This is a genomic window from Novosphingobium sp. GV079 (genome assembly GCF_003058045.1).
GTDB lineage: Bacteria > Pseudomonadota > Alphaproteobacteria > Sphingomonadales > Sphingomonadaceae > Novosphingobium > Novosphingobium capsulatum.
Genome location: NZ_QBUE01000018.1, coordinates 68,620 through 91,056, shown reverse-complemented (window position 1 = coordinate 91,056; position 22,437 = coordinate 68,620). Strand labels below are relative to the sequence as shown.

Annotated in this window: 24 protein-coding genes and 2 tRNA genes; 13 read left to right on the top strand and 13 right to left on the bottom strand. The window is 65.2% G+C overall.

The genetic code is table 11. The features are described from left to right. Positions 1-295: 295 nt before the first annotated feature. Positions 296-889 carry a CDP-diacylglycerol--glycerol-3-phosphate 3-phosphatidyltransferase gene (gene pgsA, locus C8K14_RS18880; RefSeq protein ID WP_062784892.1) on the bottom strand — a complete coding sequence of 198 codons (594 nt, stop codon included), beginning with the start codon at positions 887-889 and terminating at the stop codon, positions 296-298. 238 nt (positions 890-1,127) lie between these two features. Here pgsA and C8K14_RS18875 point away from each other — a divergent pair, with 238 nt between their 5' ends. Then, positions 1,128-2,546: an MFS transporter gene (locus C8K14_RS18875; protein ID WP_107718299.1), complete on the top strand. Its 1,419-nt coding sequence runs from the start codon at positions 1,128-1,130 to the stop codon at positions 2,544-2,546. 26 nt (positions 2,547-2,572) lie between these two features. Here the strand turns inward: C8K14_RS18875 and C8K14_RS18870 are convergent, their stop codons facing one another. The 3 genes from C8K14_RS18870 to C8K14_RS18860 all read right to left on the bottom strand — a co-directional run bounded on the left by C8K14_RS18870 (position 2,573) and on the right by C8K14_RS18860 (position 3,799). Continuing rightward, on the bottom strand, positions 2,573-2,821 hold the full coding sequence (locus C8K14_RS18870) for a hypothetical protein (RefSeq protein WP_107718297.1): 249 nt from the start codon (positions 2,819-2,821) through the stop codon (positions 2,573-2,575). 186 nt (positions 2,822-3,007) lie between these two features. Continuing rightward, complete coding sequence (locus tag C8K14_RS18865) at positions 3,008-3,190, bottom strand: CsbD family protein (protein WP_107718295.1); 183 nt, start codon at positions 3,188-3,190, stop codon at positions 3,008-3,010. A gap of 174 nt (positions 3,191-3,364) precedes the next feature. Then, complete coding sequence (locus C8K14_RS18860; protein ID WP_062784900.1) at positions 3,365-3,799, bottom strand: EVE domain-containing protein; 435 nt, start codon at positions 3,797-3,799, stop codon at positions 3,365-3,367. A gap of 63 nt (positions 3,800-3,862) precedes the next feature. Here C8K14_RS18860 and C8K14_RS18855 point away from each other — a divergent pair, with 63 nt between their 5' ends. Both C8K14_RS18855 and C8K14_RS18850 read left to right on the top strand, forming a co-directional pair. After that, entirely contained in the window at positions 3,863-4,798 is a 936-nt protein-coding gene (locus C8K14_RS18855; protein ID WP_107718293.1) for an isopenicillin N synthase family oxygenase, read from the top strand. Positions 4,799-4,872: 74 nt separating this feature from the next. Continuing rightward, on the top strand, positions 4,873-5,439 hold the full coding sequence (locus tag C8K14_RS18850; protein WP_062784904.1) for a carboxymuconolactone decarboxylase family protein: 567 nt from the start codon (positions 4,873-4,875) through the stop codon (positions 5,437-5,439). Between the two features lie 56 nt (positions 5,440-5,495). Here the strand turns inward: C8K14_RS18850 and C8K14_RS18845 are convergent. The 3 genes from C8K14_RS18845 to C8K14_RS18835 form a co-directional block, all read right to left on the bottom strand. After that, a tRNA-Ala gene (locus tag C8K14_RS18845) sits at positions 5,496-5,571 on the bottom strand. A gap of 68 nt (positions 5,572-5,639) precedes the next feature. Then, positions 5,640-5,715: transfer RNA gene (locus C8K14_RS18840), tRNA-Ala, on the bottom strand. A 187-nt stretch (positions 5,716-5,902) separates the two neighbouring features. Further along, positions 5,903-6,220, bottom strand: coding sequence for a TIGR02300 family protein (locus tag C8K14_RS18835; RefSeq protein ID WP_022675695.1), 318 nt, complete (start codon positions 6,218-6,220; stop codon positions 5,903-5,905). 220 nt (positions 6,221-6,440) lie between these two features. Between C8K14_RS18835 and aroA the strand changes: the two genes are divergently transcribed. The 9 genes from aroA (at position 6,441) to C8K14_RS18790 (ending at position 13,465) form a co-directional block, all read left to right on the top strand. Beyond that, positions 6,441-7,766 carry a 3-phosphoshikimate 1-carboxyvinyltransferase gene (aroA, locus tag C8K14_RS18830; RefSeq protein WP_199223778.1) on the top strand — a complete coding sequence of 442 codons (1,326 nt, stop codon included), beginning with the start codon at positions 6,441-6,443 and terminating at the stop codon, positions 7,764-7,766. After that, positions 7,763-8,038, top strand: a complete 276-nt coding sequence (locus C8K14_RS18825) for a permease (protein ID WP_107718289.1) — start codon at positions 7,763-7,765, stop codon at positions 8,036-8,038. Before aroA ends, C8K14_RS18825 begins: the two co-directional genes overlap by 4 nt. Then, complete coding sequence (locus C8K14_RS18820; RefSeq protein WP_107718287.1) at positions 8,035-8,661, top strand: d(CMP) kinase; 627 nt, start codon at positions 8,035-8,037, stop codon at positions 8,659-8,661. Before C8K14_RS18825 ends, C8K14_RS18820 begins: the two co-directional genes overlap by 4 nt. Positions 8,662-8,747: 86 nt before the next feature. Beyond that, entirely contained in the window at positions 8,748-9,185 is a 438-nt protein-coding gene (locus C8K14_RS22945) for a PilZ domain-containing protein (protein WP_199223777.1), read from the top strand. Positions 9,186-9,360: 175 nt separating this feature from the next. Then, positions 9,361-10,521, top strand: a complete 1,161-nt coding sequence (locus tag C8K14_RS18810) for an acyltransferase family protein (RefSeq protein ID WP_107718285.1) — start codon at positions 9,361-9,363, stop codon at positions 10,519-10,521. Between the two features lie 143 nt (positions 10,522-10,664). After that, on the top strand, positions 10,665-11,027 hold the full coding sequence (gene rpsF, locus C8K14_RS18805; protein ID WP_022674842.1) for a 30S ribosomal protein S6: 363 nt from the start codon (positions 10,665-10,667) through the stop codon (positions 11,025-11,027). A 3-nt stretch (positions 11,028-11,030) separates the two neighbouring features. Further along, positions 11,031-11,255, top strand: coding sequence for a 30S ribosomal protein S18 (rpsR, locus tag C8K14_RS18800; RefSeq protein ID WP_011445073.1), 225 nt, complete (start codon positions 11,031-11,033; stop codon positions 11,253-11,255). Between the two features lie 12 nt (positions 11,256-11,267). Then, entirely contained in the window at positions 11,268-11,861 is a 594-nt protein-coding gene (gene rplI, locus C8K14_RS18795) for a 50S ribosomal protein L9 (RefSeq protein ID WP_022674841.1), read from the top strand. Between the two features lie 140 nt (positions 11,862-12,001). Beyond that, entirely contained in the window at positions 12,002-13,465 is a 1,464-nt protein-coding gene (locus tag C8K14_RS18790) for an AMP nucleosidase (RefSeq protein ID WP_082208963.1), read from the top strand. 169 nt (positions 13,466-13,634) lie between these two features. Here the strand turns inward: C8K14_RS18790 and C8K14_RS18785 are convergent, their stop codons facing one another. The 4 genes from C8K14_RS18785 to C8K14_RS18770 form a co-directional block, all read right to left on the bottom strand. Beyond that, positions 13,635-14,156 (bottom strand): YbjN domain-containing protein, encoded by a 522-nt coding sequence (locus C8K14_RS18785; RefSeq protein WP_107718314.1) that lies wholly within the window; start codon positions 14,154-14,156, stop codon positions 13,635-13,637. Positions 14,157-14,346: 190 nt separating this feature from the next. After that, complete coding sequence (locus C8K14_RS18780; protein WP_107718312.1) at positions 14,347-16,182, bottom strand: M2 family metallopeptidase; 1,836 nt, start codon at positions 16,180-16,182, stop codon at positions 14,347-14,349. 80 nt (positions 16,183-16,262) lie between these two features. Continuing rightward, positions 16,263-17,036 carry an alpha/beta fold hydrolase gene (locus C8K14_RS18775; protein WP_107718283.1) on the bottom strand — a complete coding sequence of 258 codons (774 nt, stop codon included), beginning with the start codon at positions 17,034-17,036 and terminating at the stop codon, positions 16,263-16,265. Beyond that, positions 17,036-17,836: a sulfite exporter TauE/SafE family protein gene (locus C8K14_RS18770; RefSeq protein WP_107718281.1), complete on the bottom strand. Its 801-nt coding sequence runs from the start codon at positions 17,834-17,836 to the stop codon at positions 17,036-17,038. The genes C8K14_RS18775 and C8K14_RS18770 overlap by 1 nt, the downstream gene beginning before the upstream one ends. 297 nt (positions 17,837-18,133) lie before the next feature. Here C8K14_RS18770 and C8K14_RS18765 point away from each other — a divergent pair, with 297 nt between their 5' ends. Further along, a complete protein-coding gene (locus C8K14_RS18765; RefSeq protein WP_107718279.1) occupies positions 18,134-18,796 on the top strand; it encodes a hypothetical protein in 663 nt (220 codons plus the stop codon). Between the two features lie 208 nt (positions 18,797-19,004). Here the strand turns inward: C8K14_RS18765 and C8K14_RS18760 are convergent, their stop codons facing one another. Beyond that, positions 19,005-20,030: an aspartate-semialdehyde dehydrogenase gene (locus C8K14_RS18760; protein WP_054132743.1), complete on the bottom strand. Its 1,026-nt coding sequence runs from the start codon at positions 20,028-20,030 to the stop codon at positions 19,005-19,007. 98 nt (positions 20,031-20,128) lie between these two features. Then, positions 20,129-22,390, bottom strand: a complete 2,262-nt coding sequence (locus tag C8K14_RS18755) for a S9 family peptidase (protein ID WP_107718310.1) — start codon at positions 22,388-22,390, stop codon at positions 20,129-20,131. Between the last annotated feature and the right edge of the window lie 47 nt (positions 22,391-22,437).

Below are 22,437 nucleotides of genomic sequence, written 5' to 3'. Positions count from 1 at the left end.
TCCGCGCTGTAGCGCTTTCTCGTCGTCTTCATTCCAGTCCATTCCTCAGGTCAGGCTGAGCTTATCATCCTGTCCAGAAAAACGGCACCACCTCAGTCTATATGCGGATATGTGGACATAACAGTATTATGATAGACGAGGATGAAAGCAGCATCGAGCAACGCCGCATTGCGTATTCTGGCTATCGCGCCGTCGCGCTCTCGCAATGCGTAATCCGATTCGCTCATAGCCCGGCTTCAGTACGTTCGAGGATTTTGGACCAGTCTCTGATTGGGCGTGAAATCTAACGCGTTACTCAATCCATATGCTTCAAGCCCACCCGCAGGTAATCCCAGCCGGTGATCACGGTCAGCCCGGCCGCGCCCCACAGCGTGGCGAGGCCCACCGTATGCGGCACGTTGATGACGATGCCTTGGAGCGTAAGCGTCCACCACGGCGTGGCGCAGCCCAGGATCAGCGCGCCGAGCGAAATCATCTGAAACGTGGTCTTCCACTTGGCGAGCTTGGACACCGGCACCGAAACCTGGATGCCGCCCAGAAACTCGCGCAGGCCCGACACCGCGATCTCGCGCAGCAGAATCACCAGGCCGGCGATCACGTGCATGTCCCCGACATAGGGGCCGGTCAGCACGCCTTGTGCGGTCAGCACCAGGATCACGGCGGCCACCATGATCTTGTCGGCAATCGGATCGAGGAACACGCCCAGCTTGGACACCGTGCCCTGCGCCCGCGCCAGATAGCCGTCGAAATAATCGGTCACGCCCATCAGGCAGTACATGGCAAAACCCAGGGCATAGCCAGTGGGCCAGCCCGGCCACCACAGCAGGGCAACCAGCAAGGGCACGGCAACGATGCGCGAAAGGGTGAGGATGTTGGGCAGCGTGAGCATGTCTTTTCCGCAATAAGGCGGCCGGGGCCAACATGGAAACGGTTTGTGCACGAGGGGCCTGCCATCGTGTTCGGGCGGTGCCTTTGCCCCCGCCCACCTTGCCGTGTGCCCTGGGGCCACCCATGTAAGACGGGCTGCGGGTTAAATCTTGTGGCGCCCACCGCTTGCCCCTTGCCCACCCGGCGTGGCGCGCTAAGGCAGGCGGAACAGAGACCAGGGATGCCCGGCACCGCTTAGAATGACAACTACAACGCATCTCCTTCGCGCCCGTCGCTTCCTGCCATTGTTCGTCACCCAGTTGCTGGGCGCGTTCAACGACAATCTGTTCAAGAATGCCATGGTGCTGTTCGTGGTGTTCAACGTGTACAATTCGGAAAAAGCCGAAGCGCATTTTTCCGGCATGGCGACGGCCCTGTTCATCATTCCCTTTGTGGCGCTGTCTGCCCTGTCGGGCCAATTGGCCGACATGCGCGACAAGGCCCGCATCATCCGCATCGTCAAAACCTGCGAGATCGGGATCATGACCGTCGGCGCCACCGGCCTGCTGCTGGCGTGGAAGGGCTTCCATGTCGAAGGGCTGGCCATCCCGCTGATGCTGCTGGCGCTGTTCGCCATGGGCGTGCATTCCACCTTCTTCGGCCCGATCAAGTACGCCATCCTGCCCCAGCATCTTCATGCCGATGAAGTGCTGGCCGGCACTGGCCTGGTCGAAGCGGGCACCTACATGGCGATCCTGGCTGGCACGATCGTGGCTGGCTATATCTCTGCGCCGGCAGCGGCAGCGACAGTGGTCGCCACCGCGCTGATCGGCTTTTTCGCCGGCCGCAGCGTACCCCCCGCCCCGCCCGAGCAGCCGAACGAGCCGCTCGCCCTGCCGCTGCTGCGTCCGTTCCTGGCGCGCCCGCGCAATGTGGTGCGCGCGCTGGGCCTGGTGCCGGTGGTAGTGGCCGATCAGGTCGTCTCGCTCTATCGCCTGGTCCATTCCACCACACGCCATCCGCGGGTGTTCCTGGCCATTGCGGCGATCAGCTTCTTCTGGGCCGTGGGCGCGATCCTGTTCGTGCAGTTCCCGCCGCTGGCCAAGAACGTGCTGGGTTGCAGCAAGGAAGTGGCCAGCCTGTTCCTGGTGATCTTCTCGGTCGGCATCGCGATCGGCTCGGTCTCGATCAACCGCCTGCTAAAGGGCACGGTTTCGGCGCGCTATGCGCCGATCTGCGTGGTCGGAACCGCGCTGTTCGTCGTTGGCTTCCACTTCGTCTGCGCGGCCTGGCCGGTGCCAGAACAGCGCGGCCTGCTCAACCTGACGGCCTTCATCACCGCGCCGCTGGCCGTGCCGCTGATCGGCACGCTCTTGGGCATTGCCATCACCGGGGGCATGTTCATCGTGCCGCTCTATGCCTTTCTCACCACCGTGGTGGAAAAGTGCGAGGCAGCGCGCACGATTGCGGCCAACAACATCGTCAATTCCGGCGCGATGCTGGCCGGCTCGCTGCTGGCCATGGGCCTGACGGCGGCCGGCATGCGCATTGTCGACCAGTTGCTGCTGACGGGCATTCTCTGCCTGTTTTCGGCCTGGCTCGGCTGGCTGCTCTATCGCGCCGAAGTCGCCCACCTGGGCGCGCAGGAAACCCACACGTTTGACGAGATGGCGGGTTAGACAGCCCCCGCTGCTCGCCCCGGCGATCAGCTCATGAAAGCCATGATCGCCATGAAGCAGGCGCAGTAGGCCATCAGGAATTCCTTCACGTCCTGCACGGTGATGCGCTTCCAGTTCATCGGCTGGGAGCGCAGTGCGGCGCGCGCCATGGCCGCCTGCACTTCTGGCTCGAACACCGGCATCGGCAGCAGCACGCGGCGCGGCAGGGTGGCGCGGAACGGGTGGCCGGGTGCCTGGGCGCCAGGGCCATCGGGGTGGGGCGTGGATTCGAACATGGCTATCCGCTTTAACGCGAATTTAACCATGATGGCACCAGCGCGATCGCCGCCAATTCGGCAGCGTTCCGCCATGGGACAGTGCACTCAGATGAGACGCGCAAAACAAAGCGGGCCGCCCTGGGAAAAGGGCGGCCCGCCAGACCATTACAGGTCAGACCATTCAGGGACTGTCAGCAGCGTCGATCAGATATCGTCGCCCAGTGCGCCCTTGACCTTGCCAGCGGCCTGCTGGGTCTTGCCCTTGGCTTGCTGGGCCAGACCTTTGGCCTGCAGCTTGCTGTTGTCGGTCATCTTGCCAGCGGCTTCCTTGACATTGCCAACCGCTTCGTTGGCCAGACCCTTGGCGCGATCCTTGAGCTCACCCATGGTGTATCTCCTTGAAAAGGTGGGGTGGATGCGGCCGTGAGAGGGGGAAGCCGGCCGCATCCTTCGAAAGCAACTACGCCTTGGGCGCGGCTTTGGTTCCAACCTGTGAGACGAACGGTTGAGCGACCGGCCCAAAGGGCAGCATGGCCAACAATCAGCGGCGGGCGGCCGTGGTCAGACCGTACCGCCGGCCATCGCCAGGATATGATCCCATTCGGCGGGGCGCACTGCCGAGACCGACAGACGCGACAGGCGCAGCAATTCCATATCAGCCAGATCGGGCGTGGCCTTGATCGTCTTGAGGCTGACCGGGCGCACCAGCTTGGCCACGGGCTTGACCTTCACCGCTGCCCACTTGCCGTCGGGATCGGTAGGGTCGGTCAGGCCCGGCACGCTGATCGTTGCAATGCCAACTATTTCCTTGCCGATGTTGGAGTGATAGAAGAACGTAAGGTCGCCTTCCTTCATCGTCCGCAGGTTACGCGCCGCCAAATGGTTGCGCACGCCATCCCAGGTGCCCTCGCCTTCGCTGACCAGGTCGTCCCAGCTATATACGTCGGGTTCGGACTTCATCAGCCAAAGCTGGGTATCGGCACTGATCTGAATCATGGAAACCTTGCGGACTATGGGGATAGAGGCGCGCCCATACCGCATTTTCCCCCGGGGAGCCAAATGAACCTCGATACTCTGCCCGTCCTGTCCCTGGCTGCCGATCCGGCAGAACTTTCCCGCGATATCGGTGCCAGTTTCCAGCAATTCGGCTTTGCCATGGTCAAGGACCACGGCCTGGATACCGATCTGGTGGCGCGCGCCTGGGCGCAGACCCAGGCGTTCTTTGCCCTGCCCGATGCGCAAAAGCGCGACTATGCCATCCCCGGCATCGGCGGCGCGCGCGGCTACACGCCGTTCCGCACCGAAATCGCCAAGGGCGCCAAGGTCAGCGACCTGAAGGAATTCTGGCACGTCGGCCGCGACCTGCCGGTTGGTCACCCCCTCGCCGGGGCGATGCCGCCCAATGTCTGGCCGGCCGAGATCGCGGGTTTCCACGAAACCTTCACCACGCTTTACGCCGCTTTCGACCAGGTCGGCGCGCGCATCCTCTCGCGCATCGCGGTGTGGCTGGGGCTGGACGAACACTGGTTCGATCCGGCCATTGCCGATGGCAATTCGGTGCTGCGCCTGCTGCACTATCCGCCGGTGCCCGGCGCCCCGGACGGCGCGATCCGCGCCGGCGCGCACGAGGATATCAATCTCATCACCCTACTGCTCGGCGCCGAGGAAGCGGGCCTGGAACTGCTCGCCCGCGATGGCCGCTGGATCGAGGTTTCACCCCCGCCCGGCGCGCTGGTGGTCAACATCGGCGACATGCTGCAGCGCCTGACCAACCACGTCCTGCCATCGACCACCCACCGGGTGCGCAACCCCGATGGCGCGCGGGCCGGCTACAGCCGCTATTCGATGCCATTCTTCCTGCACCTGCGCAGCGATTTTCCGTTCCACACCTTGCCGCAGTGCATCACGGCGGAAAATCCCGATCGCTATCCCGTGTCGATCACGGCTGACGATTACCTGCAGGAACGCCTGCGCGAGATCGGCCTGAAAATGTAAACGCGGGCGGAACCGGCAGGCCATGGGCGGATTGCAGGCACGGGACCTGTTGCACCGCACAAAAAGGAGCGCCCATGCGCCTGCCGCTCATTCCGCCGTCACAGCTGACCGACGAACAGAAGCCGCTTTACGAGGCGATGCGTGAAGGCATTGCCAGCAACTTCAACGCTTTCAAGGTGATCGACGAATCCGGCGCCCTGATGGGGCCGTGGAACCCCTGGCTGCACTCCCCGCAAATCGGCAAGGCGATCTGGGATCTGACCCTGGCGCTGACGGCCAAGGCCACCGTGCCCGATCGCGTGCGCCAGATCGTGATCCTGACCGTGGGCGCGCGCTATGATGCCGCCTATGAAATCTATGCCCACGTCGCCGTGGCGGAAAAGGAAGGGATGAGCGCGCAGCGCCTCGCCACCCTCACCGCCGATCTCAAGCCGGCCGACCTGGCCGAGGACGAAAGCGTGGCGTTCGACCTCGCCTATGCCCTCTCGCGCGGGGGCGTGCTGCCCGAGCCGGTCTATGCCCTGGCCAAGCAGACGTTCGGCCAGGCTGGCGTGGAGGAACTGATCTTCCTGGTCGGCCTCTATGCCCTGGTGTCGGTCACGCTCAACGGCTTCAACGTGCCGGTGCCCGAACGCGAATGACCTGACCCCCGAAACGCAAAAAGCCCCGCGTGCTGCGGGGCTTTTTGGAAGGGAACTGGTGGAGCCGAGGGGGATCGAACCCCTGACCTCTACAATGCCATTGTAGCGCTCTCCCAGCTGAGCTACGGCCCCACACGTTCCAGGCATTTGATCGTCCACGAGGAACGAAGCACCCTGGAAAACCAGGGTTTTTCGCAGACTGGTGGAGCCGAGGGGGATCGAACCCCTGACCTCTACAATGCCATTGTAGCGCTCTCCCAGCTGAGCTACGGCCCCGAAAGTCTGCCAGAATGCCCTGGGAGGCACCCTGCCCTGCGGTCACACCAGAAGGTGATCATCGCCGGGAGCCGCGCCTCTAAGGGAGAGGGTGGCGGCTGGCAAGAGGCTTTTTTGCGCCTCTCGCCAATTTTACCGGCCTGCCGGAAAATGTCCTGTGGACATCCCCCGGCCCGGCCGGAAACCCTTAGTTATCGTCGTCCTCGCCCTCGTGGGCGCCCACGCCGAGATCATCGTCGCCACCCAGGTCGACGTCGTTGTCGGGCGAATCGCCGTCCTCGTCGATGTCCAGATCCTCTTCGGCGAGATCGACGTCGGCGTCGGCCTCGACCTTCTCCTTCTGGATCTCTTCATAGGGGATCGGCTGCTTGGACTTGAGCACCGGCTCAGGGTGCCAGGAATACTTGCATTCCACGCACGTGACCGGGTCGGCATTGCCGAGGTCGTAAAAGCGGGTGCCGCACTTCGGACAGCTATGCTTGGCGCCCCATTCAGGCTTGACCATGAATAATCCTCGAAAAGCTCGCCCGCTGCCGATGCGGCGCGGACCGGAACCAAAAAAACGTCTTGGGGGCGCGTTACCCGGAAATCAAGCGTGCGCACGACAGACTGCGGCGCGCGCCTTGCCATAGAGGCCGCGCGCTGTCAAAAGCCGCGCGTTTTTGCCGCCCTTTTGCCATTCTGGAAAGACCGAACCCGTGAGCAGCCATTCCGATCCCGCCCTGATGCGCCCCCGCCGCTTTTCTGCCCAGGGGCCTCTCAAGGGCCGGATTCGCGTGCCGGGTGACAAGTCTATCAGCCATCGCTCGATCATGCTGGGCGCGCTGGCCGTGGGTGAAACCCGCGTGACGGGCCTGCTCGAAGGCGAAGACGTGCTCTCCACCGCCGCGGCCATGCGCGCCATGGGCGCCACGATCGAACGCCAGGCCAATGGCGATTGGCTGGTCGCGGGCGTGGGCGTGGGTGGGCTGCTGCAACCGACCGGCGCGCTCGACATGGGCAATTCGGGCACCTCTACCCGCCTCCTCATGGGCCTGGTCGCCAGCCACCCGATCACCGCCTGCTTCGTGGGTGATGGCAGCCTGTCCAAGCGGCCGATGGGCCGGGTGATCGATCCGCTCAGCCAGGTGGGCGCGCGCTTCACCGCCTATCCCGGCGGGCGCCTGCCGCTGATCGTGGAAGGCGCGGCCACGCCGGTGCCGCTGAGCTATCGCCTGCCGGTCGCCTCGGCCCAGGTGAAAAGCGCGATGCTGCTCGCCGGGCTCAACACGCCGGGCGTGACCACGGTGATCGAACCGGTGCCCACGCGCGACCATTCCGAGCGCATGCTCAAGGGCTTTGGCGCCGATCTCTCGGTCGAGATCGCCAGCGATGGCGCGCGGGTCATCCGCTTGGTGGGTGAGGCCGAGCTCAAGCCGCAGGCGATCACCGTGCCGGGCGATCCCTCGTCGGCCGCGTTCTTCGTGGTGGCGGCGCTGATCGTGCCGGGGTCTGACCTGGTGATCGAGAATGTCGGCCTCAACCCCACCCGCGCCGCGCTGTTCGACGTGCTGCGCCTGATGGGCGGCAGCATCGAGGAAATCGATCGCCGCGACGTGGGCGGAGAGCCGGTGGCCGATCTGCGCGTGCGCGCCTCTGCCCTCACCGGCATCGATGTCGATCCCGCCGTCGTGCCCAGCATGGTCGATGAATTCCCGGTACTGTTCGTGGCCGCAGCCCATGCCCAAGGCCGCACGATCACGCGTGGGCTGGAAGAGCTGCGTGTGAAGGAATCCGACCGCATCACAGTCATGCGCGTGGCGCTGGAACTGGCCGGCGCGCGCGTCACCGAAACCGAAGACGGCATGATCATCGATGGCACCGGCGGCGCCCCGCTGCCAGGCACGCCGGCTGATGCCAGCGTGGCCACGCATCTGGATCACCGCATTGCCATGTCGATGGCGGTGGCGGGCCTGGCCAGCGCCGATGGCGTGGGCATCGACGATACCCGCCCGATCGCCACGAGCTTCCCGGTGTTCGAACAGTTGATCGCCACGGCCACCGCCGCATGACGCTATCGCCGCTTTTCGCCAATATCTGCGGCTTCATCGGCATGGCCTGCATCATCCTGGCCTATGGCTACACCACCCGCGAGGGCGCGCATGGCCGACGGCCCAATCCGTTCGTGCAGCACGGCACCAATCTGGCCGGTGCCGTGCTGCTGACCGTGTCGCTGATGGTCAACCTCAACCCCGCCTCGCTCGTGCTGGAAGGGTTCTGGTCGGCCATTGCGCTGTGGGGCCTGGGCAAGGCACTGCACGACAGAAGGAACAAGGCGCGATGATCATCGCCATCGATGGCCCCACTGCATCGGGCAAGGGCACGATCGCCCGCGCGCTGGCCGCCCATTTCGGGCTGCCGCACCTCGATACCGGGCTGCTCTATCGCGCGGTCGGCCGCCAGGTGGCGCTGCAGGGTGGCAACCCCGATGATCCGGCCGATGCCTTGGCCGCCACGGCCTTTCCCGAAAGCCTGCTGGCCGATCCCGATCTGCGCTCGGAAGCGACCGGAGGCCTGGCCAGCCGCGTCTCGATCCACCCGGCGGTGCGCGCCGCCTTGCTGGAGCGGCAGCAGGCCTTTGCCAACCAGCCGAGCGGCGCCGTGCTCGATGGGCGCGATATTGCCACGGTCATCGCCCCCCATGCCGATGCCAAGCTTTACGTGACCGCCAGCGTCGCCTCGCGCGCGCTGCGCCGCTGGGCGGAAATGACCGGCCAGGGCCGCACCGTCTCCCGCGAAGAGATCGAGGCAGACCTTGCCGCGCGCGACGCCCGCGATGCCGGCCGTGCCACGGCGCCGCTGCGCCAGGCGCCGGGCGCCGCCTTGCTCGACACCTCGGCCCTGGGGCGCGAAGCTGCCGTTGCGGCCGCCATTGCGCTGGTGGAAAAGCAGCTCGCCGCGCGCTGATCCTTGCGCAGTTAGCAAGGGAATCTGCGCGGGCGGCTGAAACCTGCCCAACATTCGCCGTTCTTCCGGTCAAAGGCATTTGGCCAGTGGAGAAGACCATGTTTCGCAAGCAGGAATTGGATGCAACCGGCCCGCGTGAAGGCGGCCCCGGCATGCCGCCCACGCCCGGCGCGAACAGCGCAGAGGCGCGCCGTTTCCCCCGCATCGGCGTGGAACTGCCCGTGCGCGTCAAGCATGGGCTGGTGCGGGCCACCGTCATGCTCAAGGATCTGACGCCCTATGGCGCGCGGATCGAGGGACTCGAAAAGCAGCGCATCGGTGAGCCGATCATGCTGATGCTGCCTGGCCTCAAGCCCAAGCTGGCGTTCATCGCCTGGTCCGAACCGATGACCTCGGGCCTGGAATTCGACCACCCGCTGCATGAAGACGTGTTCGCCACGCTGATCAGCGATTTTGCCGTGGGCCACCACCGCCGCATGGCGCTGGGCCGCCCGGCCAAGCCGAGCATCCGCGACGCTGCCTGACCTTTGGCACGCACAGCCCTGGTGCCTGCCCTGCCTGATGCCTGCCCTGATTGCCGCGCAAGACTGGCAATTGGGCGCAGCGCGCGGCTTGGCCATGGACGCGGGCGCGCGGCGGGGTTACGGGGCTGGCCATGCGCCCTGCCCCGCCGCCCGCTGACCTGAACGCCCCGTCTTGATGCAGCAACGCCTCCATCATCTCGATGCGGCGCGCGCGGTCCTGCTCTTGCTGGGCATTCCCTTTCACGTCGGCACCACCGCCACGATGATCCTGTCGCCGGGCTTTCCCGCGTGGATGGCCAATCCGGTACTGGGGGTGGGCCTGTCGTTCATCCATTCCTTCCGCATGTCAGCCTTTTTCATCCTGGCCGGCTATTTCTCCGGCATGGCCAGCGCCCGGCGCGGGCGCCGGTCATGGCTGGGGGATCGGATGATGCGCGTGGCGCTGCCCCTGGTGGCCAGCATCGCCAGCCTGGCGGTGATCCAGTATCATCTCAAGGTCATGCTCTCGGCCGCCTGGGCGCCGGGGCTCTATGGATGGCCACTGGCGTTCGAACACCTGTGGTTCCTGATCGTGCTGCTGGGGTTCGTCTTCACCTATGCCCTGCGCCCGCGCCGTGCCTTCGTGCCCGATGGCGTGTGGCGGCCGCTGCTGGGCTTGGATCGCGGCACCTGGCCGATCCCGCTGCTGGCGCTGGCCGCCTGGGGCGCGGGGCTTGCCTGGGGCGCACAGGTGCTGGGCCTGCAAGACAACGAGGCGGTGTTCGAGCAGGAACTGCTGCTGCGCTATGGCCAATATCTCCCCGCGTTCGCGATCGGCGCGCTGGGCTGGCGGCTCAAGCTGGGCAACCGGCTGTTCGCATTCGAGGGGCGTTGGCCCTGGTTCGCGGCGCCGCCATTGATGCTGGGGCATTTCCTGCTCGACCCGCTGGTGCGCCCGCATCTGGGCTGGGAAGGCGATCCCGCGCCCGCCCTGCGCATCATGGATGGCGCGCTGGCCTGCGCGTTGACCTATGCCATGTCACTGATTGTGTTCCGCCTCTTGGCCCATCTGTTCGATCGGCCCAGCCGCGCTGTCTCGTTCCTGGTGGACGGGGCAATGGCGATCTATCTGTTCCACATGATCGTGGCGATGCTGGTGATCCTGGGGCTGGCGCAGCTGGGCGCGGCAGACTGGCCCTTTCCCACCATGCAGTGGGCGGCGGTGTCGGCGCTGGTGCTGGGCCTGTCGATCCTGGTGTTCCTGGTGGTGCGGCGCATTCCGCTGCTCGCCGTGGTCTTTGGCGGGCAGCGCGTGGCCCCACGCACGCGCGGCGATGCCCCCGCCAAAACCAGCTGAATGGCTTGCATTCCGGCCCAGAAGGGCTAAGGGCCACCTCTCTTGCGCGCGAATCGCCGCAGGAAGCACGAAGAAAGCCGGAGGGGCCCCGCAATCCCGCGGACAAGCCAGCGATCGGTTAGACTAGATAAAGGACGCGAAGCATGCCGCTTTACGAGCATGTGTTTCTGGCGCGCCAGGATCTGAGCCAGGCTCAGGTCGATGCGCTTGCCGCTACCGCCACCGAAATCGTGGAATCGAACCAGGGCAAGGTCACCAAGACCGAAACCTGGGGCCTGCGCTCGCTGGCCTACAAGATCCAGAAGAACCGCAAAGCGCACTTCGTGATGCTCAACATCGAAGCCCCCGCGGGCGTCGTGGCCGAGCTGGAACGCCAGACCGCGATCAACGAAGACGTCATCCGCTACATGACCGTGCGCGTGGAAGAACACGAAGCCGGCCCGTCGGTGATGATGCGCAAGAACGACCGCGAACGCAGCCGTCGTCGCGAACGCGAAGGGGAATAAGCCATGGCTCGTCCGTTTTTCCGCCGTCGCAAGAGCTGCCCGTTCTCGGGCAAGAACGCTCCGAAGATCGACTACAAGGATGTGCGCCTGCTTCAGGGTTTCATGTCCGAACGTGGCAAGATCGTCCCGTCGCGCATCACCGCCGTTTCGGCGAAGAAGCAGCGTGAGCTGAGCCAGGCGATCAAGCGCGCCCGGCACATCGGCCTCCTGCCCTACATCGTGAAGTAAGGAGCGCCAGCCATGCAGATCATCCTGCTCGAGCGCATCGAAAAGCTCGGCCACATCGGCGATGAAGTTTCCGTCAAGGACGGTTACGCCCGCAATTTCCTTCTTCCCAACAAGAAGGCCCTGCGCGCCAACGAAGCCAACCGCAAGGTCTTCGAAGCCAACCGCGCCCGCATCGAAGCTGAAAACGCGGCGCGCCGCGAAGAAGCCAAGGGCGAAGCCGGCTCGGTCGAAGGCAAGGAAGTGGTGCTCATCCGCGCTTCGTCCAACTCTGGCCAGCTCTATGGTTCGGTCTCGGTGCGCGACATCGTCGATGCCCTGGTTGCCGATGGCGCCAAGGTTTCCAAGTCGATGATCGTGCTCGAACGCCCGATCAAAACCATCGGCCTGTTCGACGTGCGCGTTTCGCTGCACCCCGAAGTGTCGGTCAACGTCAAGGTGAACGTCGCCCGTTCGCCTGACGAAGCCGAACTGCAGTCGAAGGGTGTCGACGTGATCGACGCCATGTTCGAAGGCGACACCGGCGGTTTCACCGAAGAATACGATCCCAATGCCGAACCGGGCGAAATCCCGACCGACCTGCTCGACGAGGGCGAGGCGCAAGCCTGATCCCGTCGTTGCCGGCATTGGCAGCAAACAGAAAAGGCGCTCCCTCACCGGGGCGCCTTTTTTGCTGGGCGACATGCCGACCTGCCACGGCCAGCTGCCGCTGCCCTTGCGCTGTCATCGTGCTGCGCTACATCGAAGGCATGAACGCAAGCGACATTTTCACCGCCACCTCTCCTGCTGCCATCATTGCCGAACTCGCCGCCCGCCATGAAGCGGCCTGCGCCCGGCTGCGCGGCGATATCACCCGCTATATCGCCGATGGCACCCTGCCCGATCCGGCCGTGCGCCAGAACGGGGCCTATTGCTATCCCGAGCTGCGCCTGCACTTTGCCGGGGTCAGCCATGGCACCGCCGCCGGCCGCGCCTTTGGCCGCCTGACACGGCCGGGCAGCTATGCCACCACCATCACCCGCCCCGCGCTGTTTGCCGATTATCTGGAAGAGCAGCTGGGCCTGCTGATGGTGGACTATGAAGTGACGCTGGAAGTGGCGACTTCGGCCCAGGAAATCCCCTTCCCCTATGTGGTCGATGGCAGCCTGGGTTTTGGCTCGGTCTCGCCCAACGACCTCGCCAAGCATTTCCCCACCACCGACCTCGCCCATATCGGCGACGAGATCGCCGATGCGCTCGATGCCAGCCTCGATGGCGGAGCGGGCGCAGCGCCGCTGGCGCTGTTCGACGGCCTGCGCACCGATTTCAGCCTGGCCCGCCTAGCGCATTACACCGGCACCAACCCGGCCGATTTCCAGCGCTATATCCTGTTTACCAACTATCATCGCTATGTTGACGAGTTCGTCGATTGGGCTGGCCGCCAGCTGGGCCAGGATGAATTCGTCGCACTGACCGGTGCGGGTGGCCTGGCGCTCGATGCGGCCACGCCCCACGCCCGCGAGCGCCTGTCTGATACCGCCTGGCGCCGCCACCAGATGCCGGCCTATCACCTGATCCGCCCGGATCGCTCGGGCATCACCCTGGTCAACATCGGCGTCGGCCCGTCCAACGCCAAGACGATCTGCGACCACCTGGCCGTGCTGCGCCCCGAAGCCTGGCTGATGATCGGCCACTGCGGCGGCCTGCGCCCCACACAGAAGATCGGCGACTATGTGCTGGCCCATGCCTACCTGCGCGATGATCACGTGCTGGACGACGTGTTGCCGCCCGAAATTCCGGTGCCGGCCATCGCCGAAGTCCAGGTAGCGCTGGCCCAGGCCGCCGAAGTGGTCAGCGGCAGCGGCGGGGCAGACCTCAAGACGCGCATGCGCACCGGCACGATCGTGACGACTGACGATCGCAACTGGGAACTGCGCTATGCCCATTCCGCCCGCCGCCTCAGCCTGAGCCGCGCCGTGGGGATCGACATGGAAAGCGCCACGATCGCCGCACAAGGCTATCGCTTCCGCGTGCCCTATGGCACGCTGCTGTGCGTGTCGGACAAGCCGCTGCACGGCGAGATCAAGCTGCCCGGCCAGGCCAACCGCTTTTACGAAGAAGCGATTGCCGCCCACCTGGAAATCGGTACCACCGCCTGCGCCCTGCTTCGCGCCGAGGGCGACCGCCTGCACAGCCGCAAGCTGCGCGCGTTCAACGAGCCGCCGTTCCGGTGATGGCCTGCGAATAGATCGCAGCGCCCTGTTTCCCAGCCATCGTCACCCCGGACTTGATCCGGGGTCCCGCTTCTTTGGCTAAACCAAAGCAAGCGGAATAAAGCTGGACCCCGGATCAAGTCCGGGGTGACGTAGGGGAGTGTGCGCAGGGGCGAGCCGCCCGCCGAGTTCAGCGCGCCGCGCTGGCCAGCTGCGGATGGCCGGATGCAGGAAACACCTCGCTGCCGATCGAATCGAGCGCCATGCGATAGGATTTGACCACCATCGCGAACACCGAGGTATCGATCCCGCTGCCGGTGATCACGTCCCATGACACGGTGACAGACTTGTCTGCCGCCACCGAGACCGCGCCAAAGCGGTTGGCGTTGACGAAAGCCACGGCCTTTTCCGCGTCAAACGGGCGTTCCGGGTGAAAGCTGCTGGAAAACTGCAGCGACTGGCAGGCGCCGTGCGTCACCTCGTTGCAGTCATAGAACACCACTTGCGAACGCCAGCCGCCAATATCGGCCGTCACCAGCGGATCGCCCGAGGAATCCTGTCCCAGCGTGGCGGCATAGCCCTGCGCCTTGAGCGCGGTGACCACGCTGGCGGGCGTCATGGCCGAAACGGTTTCCGCCTGGGCGCTGGGCGCGGTGGCGAGCAGGATGCCGCCAACAACAGCGCAAGCAATGGCGGGAAGTTTGATTTCCATCCCCAGCATCCTCAACATGTGTGTTCTGTTTTGTTGAGCAAAGCGTCTCATACCTGCCGGGGCGTGGCAAGCGCGTAAATTCACCCTGTGAAATCCATGGCTTGCGCTGCACCGGACGCAAAAAGAGGCCGGATTCACCCAAGAATCCGGCCTCTCGCCTGGCTTTATGCGCCGTGTTGCGACGCGGGATTTACCAGCCGCAGTCCGCGCCCGCGTTCTGCTTCTTCAGCCACGCGGTGAGCGGCGCGAAATAGCGCAGCATGGCCCCGCCGCTCATCTCGCGCGTGCCGGTGAACACCTGCAGCGCATCGGGCCAGGGCTTGGACGCGCCCATCTTGAGCATGGCATCGAGCTTGGCCCCGACCTTGGGATTGCCATAGAAGCTGCAACGGTGCAGCGGGCCCTTCCAGCCGGCTTCCTTGCACGCCGCTTCATAGAACTGGAACTGCAGGATGCGCGCCAAGAAATAGCGGGTGTAGGGCACGCCCGCCGGCACGTGGTACTTGGCGCCCGGATCAAACGCATCGGCCCCGCGCGGCCCCGGCGGCACCACGCCCTGGTAGGACAGGCGCATCTCGTTCCACGCCTTTTCATAATCGGCCGGCGCGATCTGGCCCGAGAACACGCCCCAGCGCCAGCGATCGATCAGCAGGCCGAACGGCAGGAACGCCACCTTGTCCATCGCCTGGCGCAGCAGCAGGCCGATATCCTTGTCAGGGCCGGGCACCTTGGACGGATCGAGCAGGCCAAGCTTCACCAGGTAATCGGGCGTGATCGACAGCGCCATGGTATCGCCGATCGCCTCGTGGAAGCCGTCGTTGGCGCCTTCCATGTACCAGCGTGAAGGCTGCTGGTTGTAGGCGCGCTGATAGAAATTGTGGCCGAGTTCGTGGTGGATGGTCACGAAATCCGAGGCATCGACCTTGATGCACATCTTGATGCGCAGGTCATCGACATTGTCGAGATCCCAGGCCGAGGCATGGCACACCACATCGCGGTCACGCGGCTTGGTGAACTGCGAGCGCTGCCAGAACGTGGCGGGCAGCGGCTGGAAGCCCAGCGAGGTGTAGAAGCCCTCCCCGGTCTTGACCATCTTGAGCGGGTCATAGCCCTTGTCCTTGAGCAGGCCGGTCAGGTCATAGCCGATGTCGCCTGCACCCTGCGGGGCGACCACATCGTAAATGCCGCCCCATTCCTGCGCCCACATATTGCCCAGCAGATCGGCGCGGATCGGGCCTTTCTTGGGCTGCACCGCGTCACCATACTTGGCGTTGAGCTTGCCGCGCACATAGCAGTGCAACTGCTGGTAGAGCGGACGCACTTCGCCCCAGACCTTTTCGGTCATCGCGGCGAACTGGTCCGGCGTCATATCATAGTTCGCGCGCCACAGCGCGCCGGTGTCAGGATAGCCCAGCTCGCGCGCACCGGCGTTGGCGATCTCGACCATCTTGGCATAGTCAGCCTTCATCGGCGTGCCGACGCTGTCGTGCCACGACAGCCACATTTCCTTGAGTTCATCAGGGTTGCGATCGGTGGCCATGGCCTCTTCGATATCGCTGCCGTTGATCGGTTGCCCGCGCAGGGTGCCGTGGCCCTTGCCGTAAAGGCCCTGGATGCGCGCCTGCAACGCGGCGAACTGCTCGGCCGCGCCGGGGGTCGATGGCGCCGGGCTGGTGATCTGCGTGCGGATCATCGTCAGCTTGCGCAGGGTTTCGGACGACAGGCCCGGAACCTTGGCAAATTCGGCGGCCTGCTTGGCCTGCGCCACCTGCAGCTTGCTCATCGTCGCGCCGGCATCGGCGGTGATCTGGGCGGTATCGTCGGTGATATAGGTCTCATAGACCCATTCGGCGCGGCCCGAGGTGACCGTCTGATCGGCATAGGCCTTGTCAGCCTGGGCCAGCCAGGCATCGACCGTGGCCGGGGTGGCAGCAGACGGCGCCGCTGTGGTGGGTGCGGCGGCAAGCGCCGCAGGCGCGGTCAGCGTGGCCGCCACCAGCGCGAGGGTGGAAACAAGGGACTTCATCTTGGGGGCACTCCCTGAACCGGTCCGCCACGCGCGCGGCGTGGCCATTGCCGGTGGGGTGCCGCCCAAACGGGCCCAGGTCAAGCCGAGGCAGTCAAAAATGAAACCAGTTCCGCGCCCAGTTCGGGCCGGGTGACACAGCCCATGTGCGTGCCGGGAATGGTGGCGCGGCGCGCATTGGGCAGCGCCGCGGCGAGATGGTCGGCCGAACCGTTGTCGTTGTCCTGATCGCCGCACAAGACCAGCGTGGGCATGGTGATCGCGGCCAGCGCCTGGGGATCGGTATCCTCCATCGCGCCCAGCAACTGGCGCACGGCGGCACGATCGATCCCGCTGCTCTTGAGGAACTGCTGCGAAAGATAGGCCGGATCGCCATGGCGGATCGTGCCGAAGCGATCGATCACGTCGCGAAAGAAGGCCAGGCGCTGGTTCCAGCCGGCCAGCCCTTCCAGCCCCATCCCGGCCAGCACCAGCCGGCGCGGTGTCAGCCGTTGCAACGGCGGCGCGGCGATCACGCTGCGCGCCGCCGTGCGGGCGCCGAGCGAAAAGCCGACAAGATCAAAATCGACCAGGCCCAGGTGCGTTACCAGCGCCTGGGCATCGCGCGCCAGGACATCAGACGGATAGGCTTCTGCCGCGTGCGGCGCCGCGCTTTGCCCATGGGCGCGCAGATCGGGCATCAGGCAGCGAAAACCGGCGGCAGCCAGTTGCGCCGCCGTGCCGAACTTGATCCAGTTGATCTCGGCCGAAGAAAACAGCCCGTGCAGCAGGATGACCGGGCGCCCGGCGCCCATTTCATGCAGCGCTAGGCGAGCGCCATCGAAACCGTCAAAAAACGTGGTGGTCTTTTCCATCAGGTCAGCAACTTGATCCCGGATACGAACAGAACGGCGGCCAGCGCCGGGCGCAGGATACGATCGGGCGCGCGGGTGGACAACAGGCTGCCGATGATCACCCCGGGGATAGAGCCAAGCAGCAGCGCCACGAGCAGCACCAGATTGACGTCGCCGATGATCCAGTGGCCAAAGCCGGCCACCATGGTCAGCGGCACGGCATGGGCGATATCGGTGCCGACGATGCGCGAAATCCGCAAAGTGGGATAGAGCATGAGCAACGCGGTCACGCCGATCGCCCCTGCCCCCACTGACGAGATCGAGACCAGCACGCCCAGCACGACGCCGAGCAACACGGTCGCCCAGACTGGCTTGGCCTCGTCAGCGGTGCCCAGGCCCACCTGCGTTGCGTCGACATGGCGGACCATGGCCACGATCCGCTTTTGAAACAGCGTGGCGATCGAGGTGAGGATCAACATTACCCCGAGAACCAGCAGGATGGTGTGGCTGGTGTGCCCGCCCACCTTGCCCGCCCACGACAGCACGACCAGCGCGGCAATCGCTGCGGGCACGCTGCCTGCGGCCAGGCGCGCCATGATTGGCCAATCGATCGTGTTGCGCTTGCCGTGCACGGTGGAGCCGACCACCTTGGTCAGCGAGGCAAACAGCAGATCGGTGCCCACCGCCGTGCCGGGGTTGATCCCGAAGATCAGCACCAGGATCGGGGTCATCAGCGACCCGCCGCCAACACCCGTCAGGCCCACGAGAATGCCAACCAGCAGGCCGGCAACCGCGTGAAGGGCATCGAAGTGTGCGAACATTGTCCCTCCGGCGACGTGCAAAGACCAACCTGGCCCTTGACGGCGGCCATACTGGCGTGGGGTGCGCTTCGGCAATGCCTATAGCGCCAATCTCTAGTTTCGGGGTTGGCATTCTTTCTTTTGCGCAGGCCCAGCGCAACCCCGCATCACTCGCTTTGCCGCACAGCAGGCACACCTCTGCGCCAAACCGCATCGCGTTGACGATGAACCGAAAGCGCGGCGGAACGCAAACGCGCCGCTTGCGGTTCCCCCTGCCAACACGGCCGCACACGGCCATCCCATAGTGGAGATCGTTCGATGACCAAGACCAAGCTCGTCGCGCCGCTGCTGGCGGCCACTGCCATGATCGCCGGTTTCTCGGCCCCCGCCCATGCCACCGGCAAGGCCGAACGCGCCCGCCAGGCGATTGCCGCCGCGCAGGCCAAGATCGATACCGCCGAACAGCTCGGCACCGCCGAATTCCGCCCGGGCGAAACCGCGCAGGCCAAGGCAGCGCTGGCCCACGCCCAGGAAAATCTGTCGGCCGGCCACAAGCCGGAAGCGATCGATGACGCCATCCACGCCTCGGCCCTTGCCGATACGGCGATTGGCATGATGCAGAAGCACAAGGCCGAGATGGCCGCGCGCCAGTCGGCTGCAGCCGTCGCCAACGCGCAGGCCCAGGCCGATGCCGCGCAGCAGCAGGCCGATGCCGCCAACGCCCGCGCCGATGTCGCCACCGCTGCCGCGCAGTCCTCAGCCGCTGACGCCGCCGCTGCCCGTCAGGCCGCTGCCGTGGCGCTGACCACGCCGCAGCCCGCGCCGGCCACGGTGGAAACCACTGTCACCACGCAGGGCGCAGCCCGCGCGCCGGTGAAGAAGGTCACGGTTCGCAAGGTGGCCCGCCGGACCACGCATACTCCGGTGCGCACGGCTTCCGCCGCCAGCACGGTGATCACCACCACCCGCGTCACGCAGTAATCTGCGCAAGCGCAAACAAAAGGCCCCGGTATCCAGCGCGGATACCGGGGCCTTTTTGCTGTCGCTTTTCTTTCCGTCACCCCGGGCTTTGACCCGGGGTCCCGCTTTTTCAATCAACCCAGCGCGGGCAGCGGGACCCCGGATCAAGTCCGGGGTGACGATGATATTCCTCGATTGGCGGCCTCAAGCCGTCCAATCAGTCGGCACATCACCCCTTCTTGAGGTGGCGACGGCCCAGCAGTTCGGCAATCTGCACGGCGTTGAGCGCCGCGCCCTTGCGCAGGTTGTCAGACACGCACCACAGCGACAGGCCGTTGTCGACGGTGGAGTCTTCGCGCACGCGCGAAACGTAGGTGGCATAATCGCCCACGCATTCCACCGGCGTGACATAGCCGCCGTCCTCGCGCTTATCGACCAGCATCACACCCGGCGCCTCGCGCAGCAGGTCCTGGGCTTCGACGGCCGAGATTTCGTCCTCGAATTCCAGGTTGATCGCTTCGGAGTGACCGATGAACACCGGCACACGCACGCAGGTTGCCGTGACCTTGACCTTGGGATCGAGGATCTTCTTGGTTTCGGCCACCATCTTCCACTCTTCCTTGGTCGAACCATCATCCAGGAAGCTGTCGATGTGCGGGATCACGTTGAAAGCGATCTGCTTGGTGAACTTCTTGGGTTCGACCTGATCGCCCACGAAGATCGCGCGGCTCTGCTCGAACAGTTCGTCCATGCCTTCCTTGCCGGCGCCCGACACAGACTGGTAGGTGGCCACGACCACGCGCTTGATCTTGGCCTTGTCGTGCAGCGGCTTGAGCGCCACCACCATCTGCGCGGTGGAGCAGTTGGGGTTGGCGATGATGTTGCGCGCCTTGTACCCGTCGATCGCGTCGGGGTTCACTTCGGGCACGATCAGCGGCACGTCCGGGTCCATGCGATAGAGCGACGAGTTGTCGATCACCACGCAGCCCTGCGATGCGGCCTTGGGCGCATAGATCTTGGTCGGCGCCGAGCCTGCGGCAAACAGCGCGATATCCCAGCCCGTGAAGTCGAAATGCTCGACGTTCTGCACTTTCAGCTTCTTGCCGGTTTCACCGAAATCGATCTCGCTGCCCTGCGAGCGCGAAGAGGCCAGCACGGCGATCTCGTCGATCGGGAATTCGCGCTCGGCCAGGATGTTGAGCATCTCACGGCCAACATTGCCCGTCGCACCCACCACTACAACCCGATAACCCATGATACCTGTCACTCCCTTGCGGGCGCCTTGCGCGCGCCCGTTCCTTAGCGGCTGGTTCCAACCAGCCAAGCGAAAGGGGCTTTTGCCCCCCAAACGTCTTATTTGCCGCTGCCCGCGCCGTTGCGGTCGAGAAAGCGGAACATCGTCTCGTAGAGATGCTGGCTCACCTTGGGCCCGCTGATGCGGTGGGTGTAGCCGGGATAGAGCATCATCTCGAACGGAATGGCCTCGCCCTGCATCTTGGCGATCAGCGCGGTGCTGTTCTCGAACACCACGTTGTCGTCGGCCATGCCGTGGACCAGCAGCAGCGGATCGCGAATCTGCCCGGTTTGCTCCAGCGCGCCGGCGGCCTTGTAAACCTCGGGCACCTGCTTGGGATTGCCGAGATAACGCTCGGTATAGGCGGTATCGTAAAGCTCCCACTTGGTGACCGGCGCCACGGCGATGCCCGCAGCCCAGACGCCAGGATGCGCTTCGAGCATCTTGACCGTCATGTAGCCGCCATAGGACCAGCCAAACGTGCTGACGCGCGCGGGATCGACATAGGGCTGGGTCTTGAGCCACTGCGCACCCGCCAGTTGGTCTTCCACCTCGACCGTGCCCATCGCGTGCCAGATCTTGCTGCCGAAATCGACGCCACGGTTTTCCGAGCCGCGGTTGTCCAGCGCGAAATAGATGTAGCCCTTGGCCACGATCGCCTGCGCCAGCGCACCCTGCCAGCCCTTGTGCACCACGTTCGCGGTGGGGCCGCCATAGTGATAGGTAAACACCGGATAGCGCTTGCCCGGCACCATCGGCGGGGTGATCATCATGTAGTGCAACGGCGTGCCGTCTGCCGCCGCGATCGTGCCGAACGTCGCCGGGCGATGCGCGGCAAGATAGGGCGCATAGGCGTGGGCCGCGTCCACCTTGTTTTCCTCGATCCACGCCAGCCGCTTGCCATGGGCATCGGCCAGATAGGATTGCGGCGGCTGCGCATCGGCGCTGCGCGTGACGATCAGGGCCTGGCCCTTGCCGTCCATGCTCGCCTTGTTGTCGAACGCCAGGTCGGTCAACCGCGCGATCTTGTCGGGCGCGGTGAGTGACAGGGCATAGACCTGGCCAGCCAGCACATCGTCGCGCGTGCCGGCGAAATAGACGCGACCGGTCTTCTGGTCCACGCCAACCAGGTCGGTGACGACCCAGTCCCCCTTGGTCAGCTGCTGCCAGCGGCCATCCTTGAAGCGGCGATAGAGATGGCCAAAGCCATCGCGTTCCGACCACCAGATCAGGCTACCATCATCGAGGAAGCGATAGTTGCTCGACAGGTTGATCCAGCTCTTCTCGCGCGCCTGTTCGGTGAACAGCACGTGCGAAGCACCGGTCGCCGGGTCCACCGCCAGCATATCGAGCCGGGTCTGCGCGCGGTCCAGCCGCTGGACATAGAGCGTCTTGCCATCGCTCGCCCAATCGACGCGGCCGAGATAGATGTCCTTGTCCGCCCCCAGGTCCACCTGAACGCGATGGCCGCCATCGGCATCCATCAGCCACAGCGAGACATCGGCATTGGCGCCGCCCGCCGCGGGATAGCGCTGGTCATAAGTGCGCGTGCCATCGGCGCCGATCGCCGCACGCGTCACCACGCCCACGGCCGCCTCGTCAAAGCGTTCCACGGCCAGGCGCTTTTCATCGGGCGCCCACCAGAACCCGCTCATGCGGTTGAGTTCTTCCTGGGCAACGAACTCCGCCTCGCCCCAGTGGACGGTTTCGGCGCTTTCCTCTGGCGTGATCGCGCGCGGCGGCGCCTTGCCATTGGCCGGCGCGATCCACAGCCGGCGATCGCGCACGAACGCCAGGGTATCGCCCTGCGGCCCCAGGCGCGGGTTCAACTCGCCCCCGGTGGTGCCGGCAATCTTGCGCACCTTGCCATCAAGGCCAGCGAGCAGCAGATCGCCATCGAGCGGCACCAGCACGGTCTTGCTGTCGCTCGCCCAGTCATAGCTGACGATACCCTTGAGATCGCCGATGCGCTGGCGCTCGCGCTGCATCTTTTCCGCCTCGCTCAACACCCGGCCCGACGACAGCTTGAGCGAATCGACCAGCATCGACCACTTGCCGGCCTTGCGATCGAAGCCCCACAGGTCGAACCGCTCGCGATCGTCGGCACGGTTCTTGAGCAGGGTGAGATAGCGCCCATCGGGCGACAGTTGCACGCCGCGCGGGGTTGGCCCGTTGAGCGAGGGGCTGGCAAACACGCGTTCGAGCGTCAGCACGGGGGCGGCGCTGGGCGCGGTCACCGGGGCTGTTCCAGCAGGGGCGGCATGGGCAAGAACAGGGGCGCAGACCAGCGCCGTGGCAAGCAGGTGAAGGCGGAATTGCATGGCAAGGGGATGTTCCCGATAAGCAAAAAAGGCGCCCTGGCGGATAT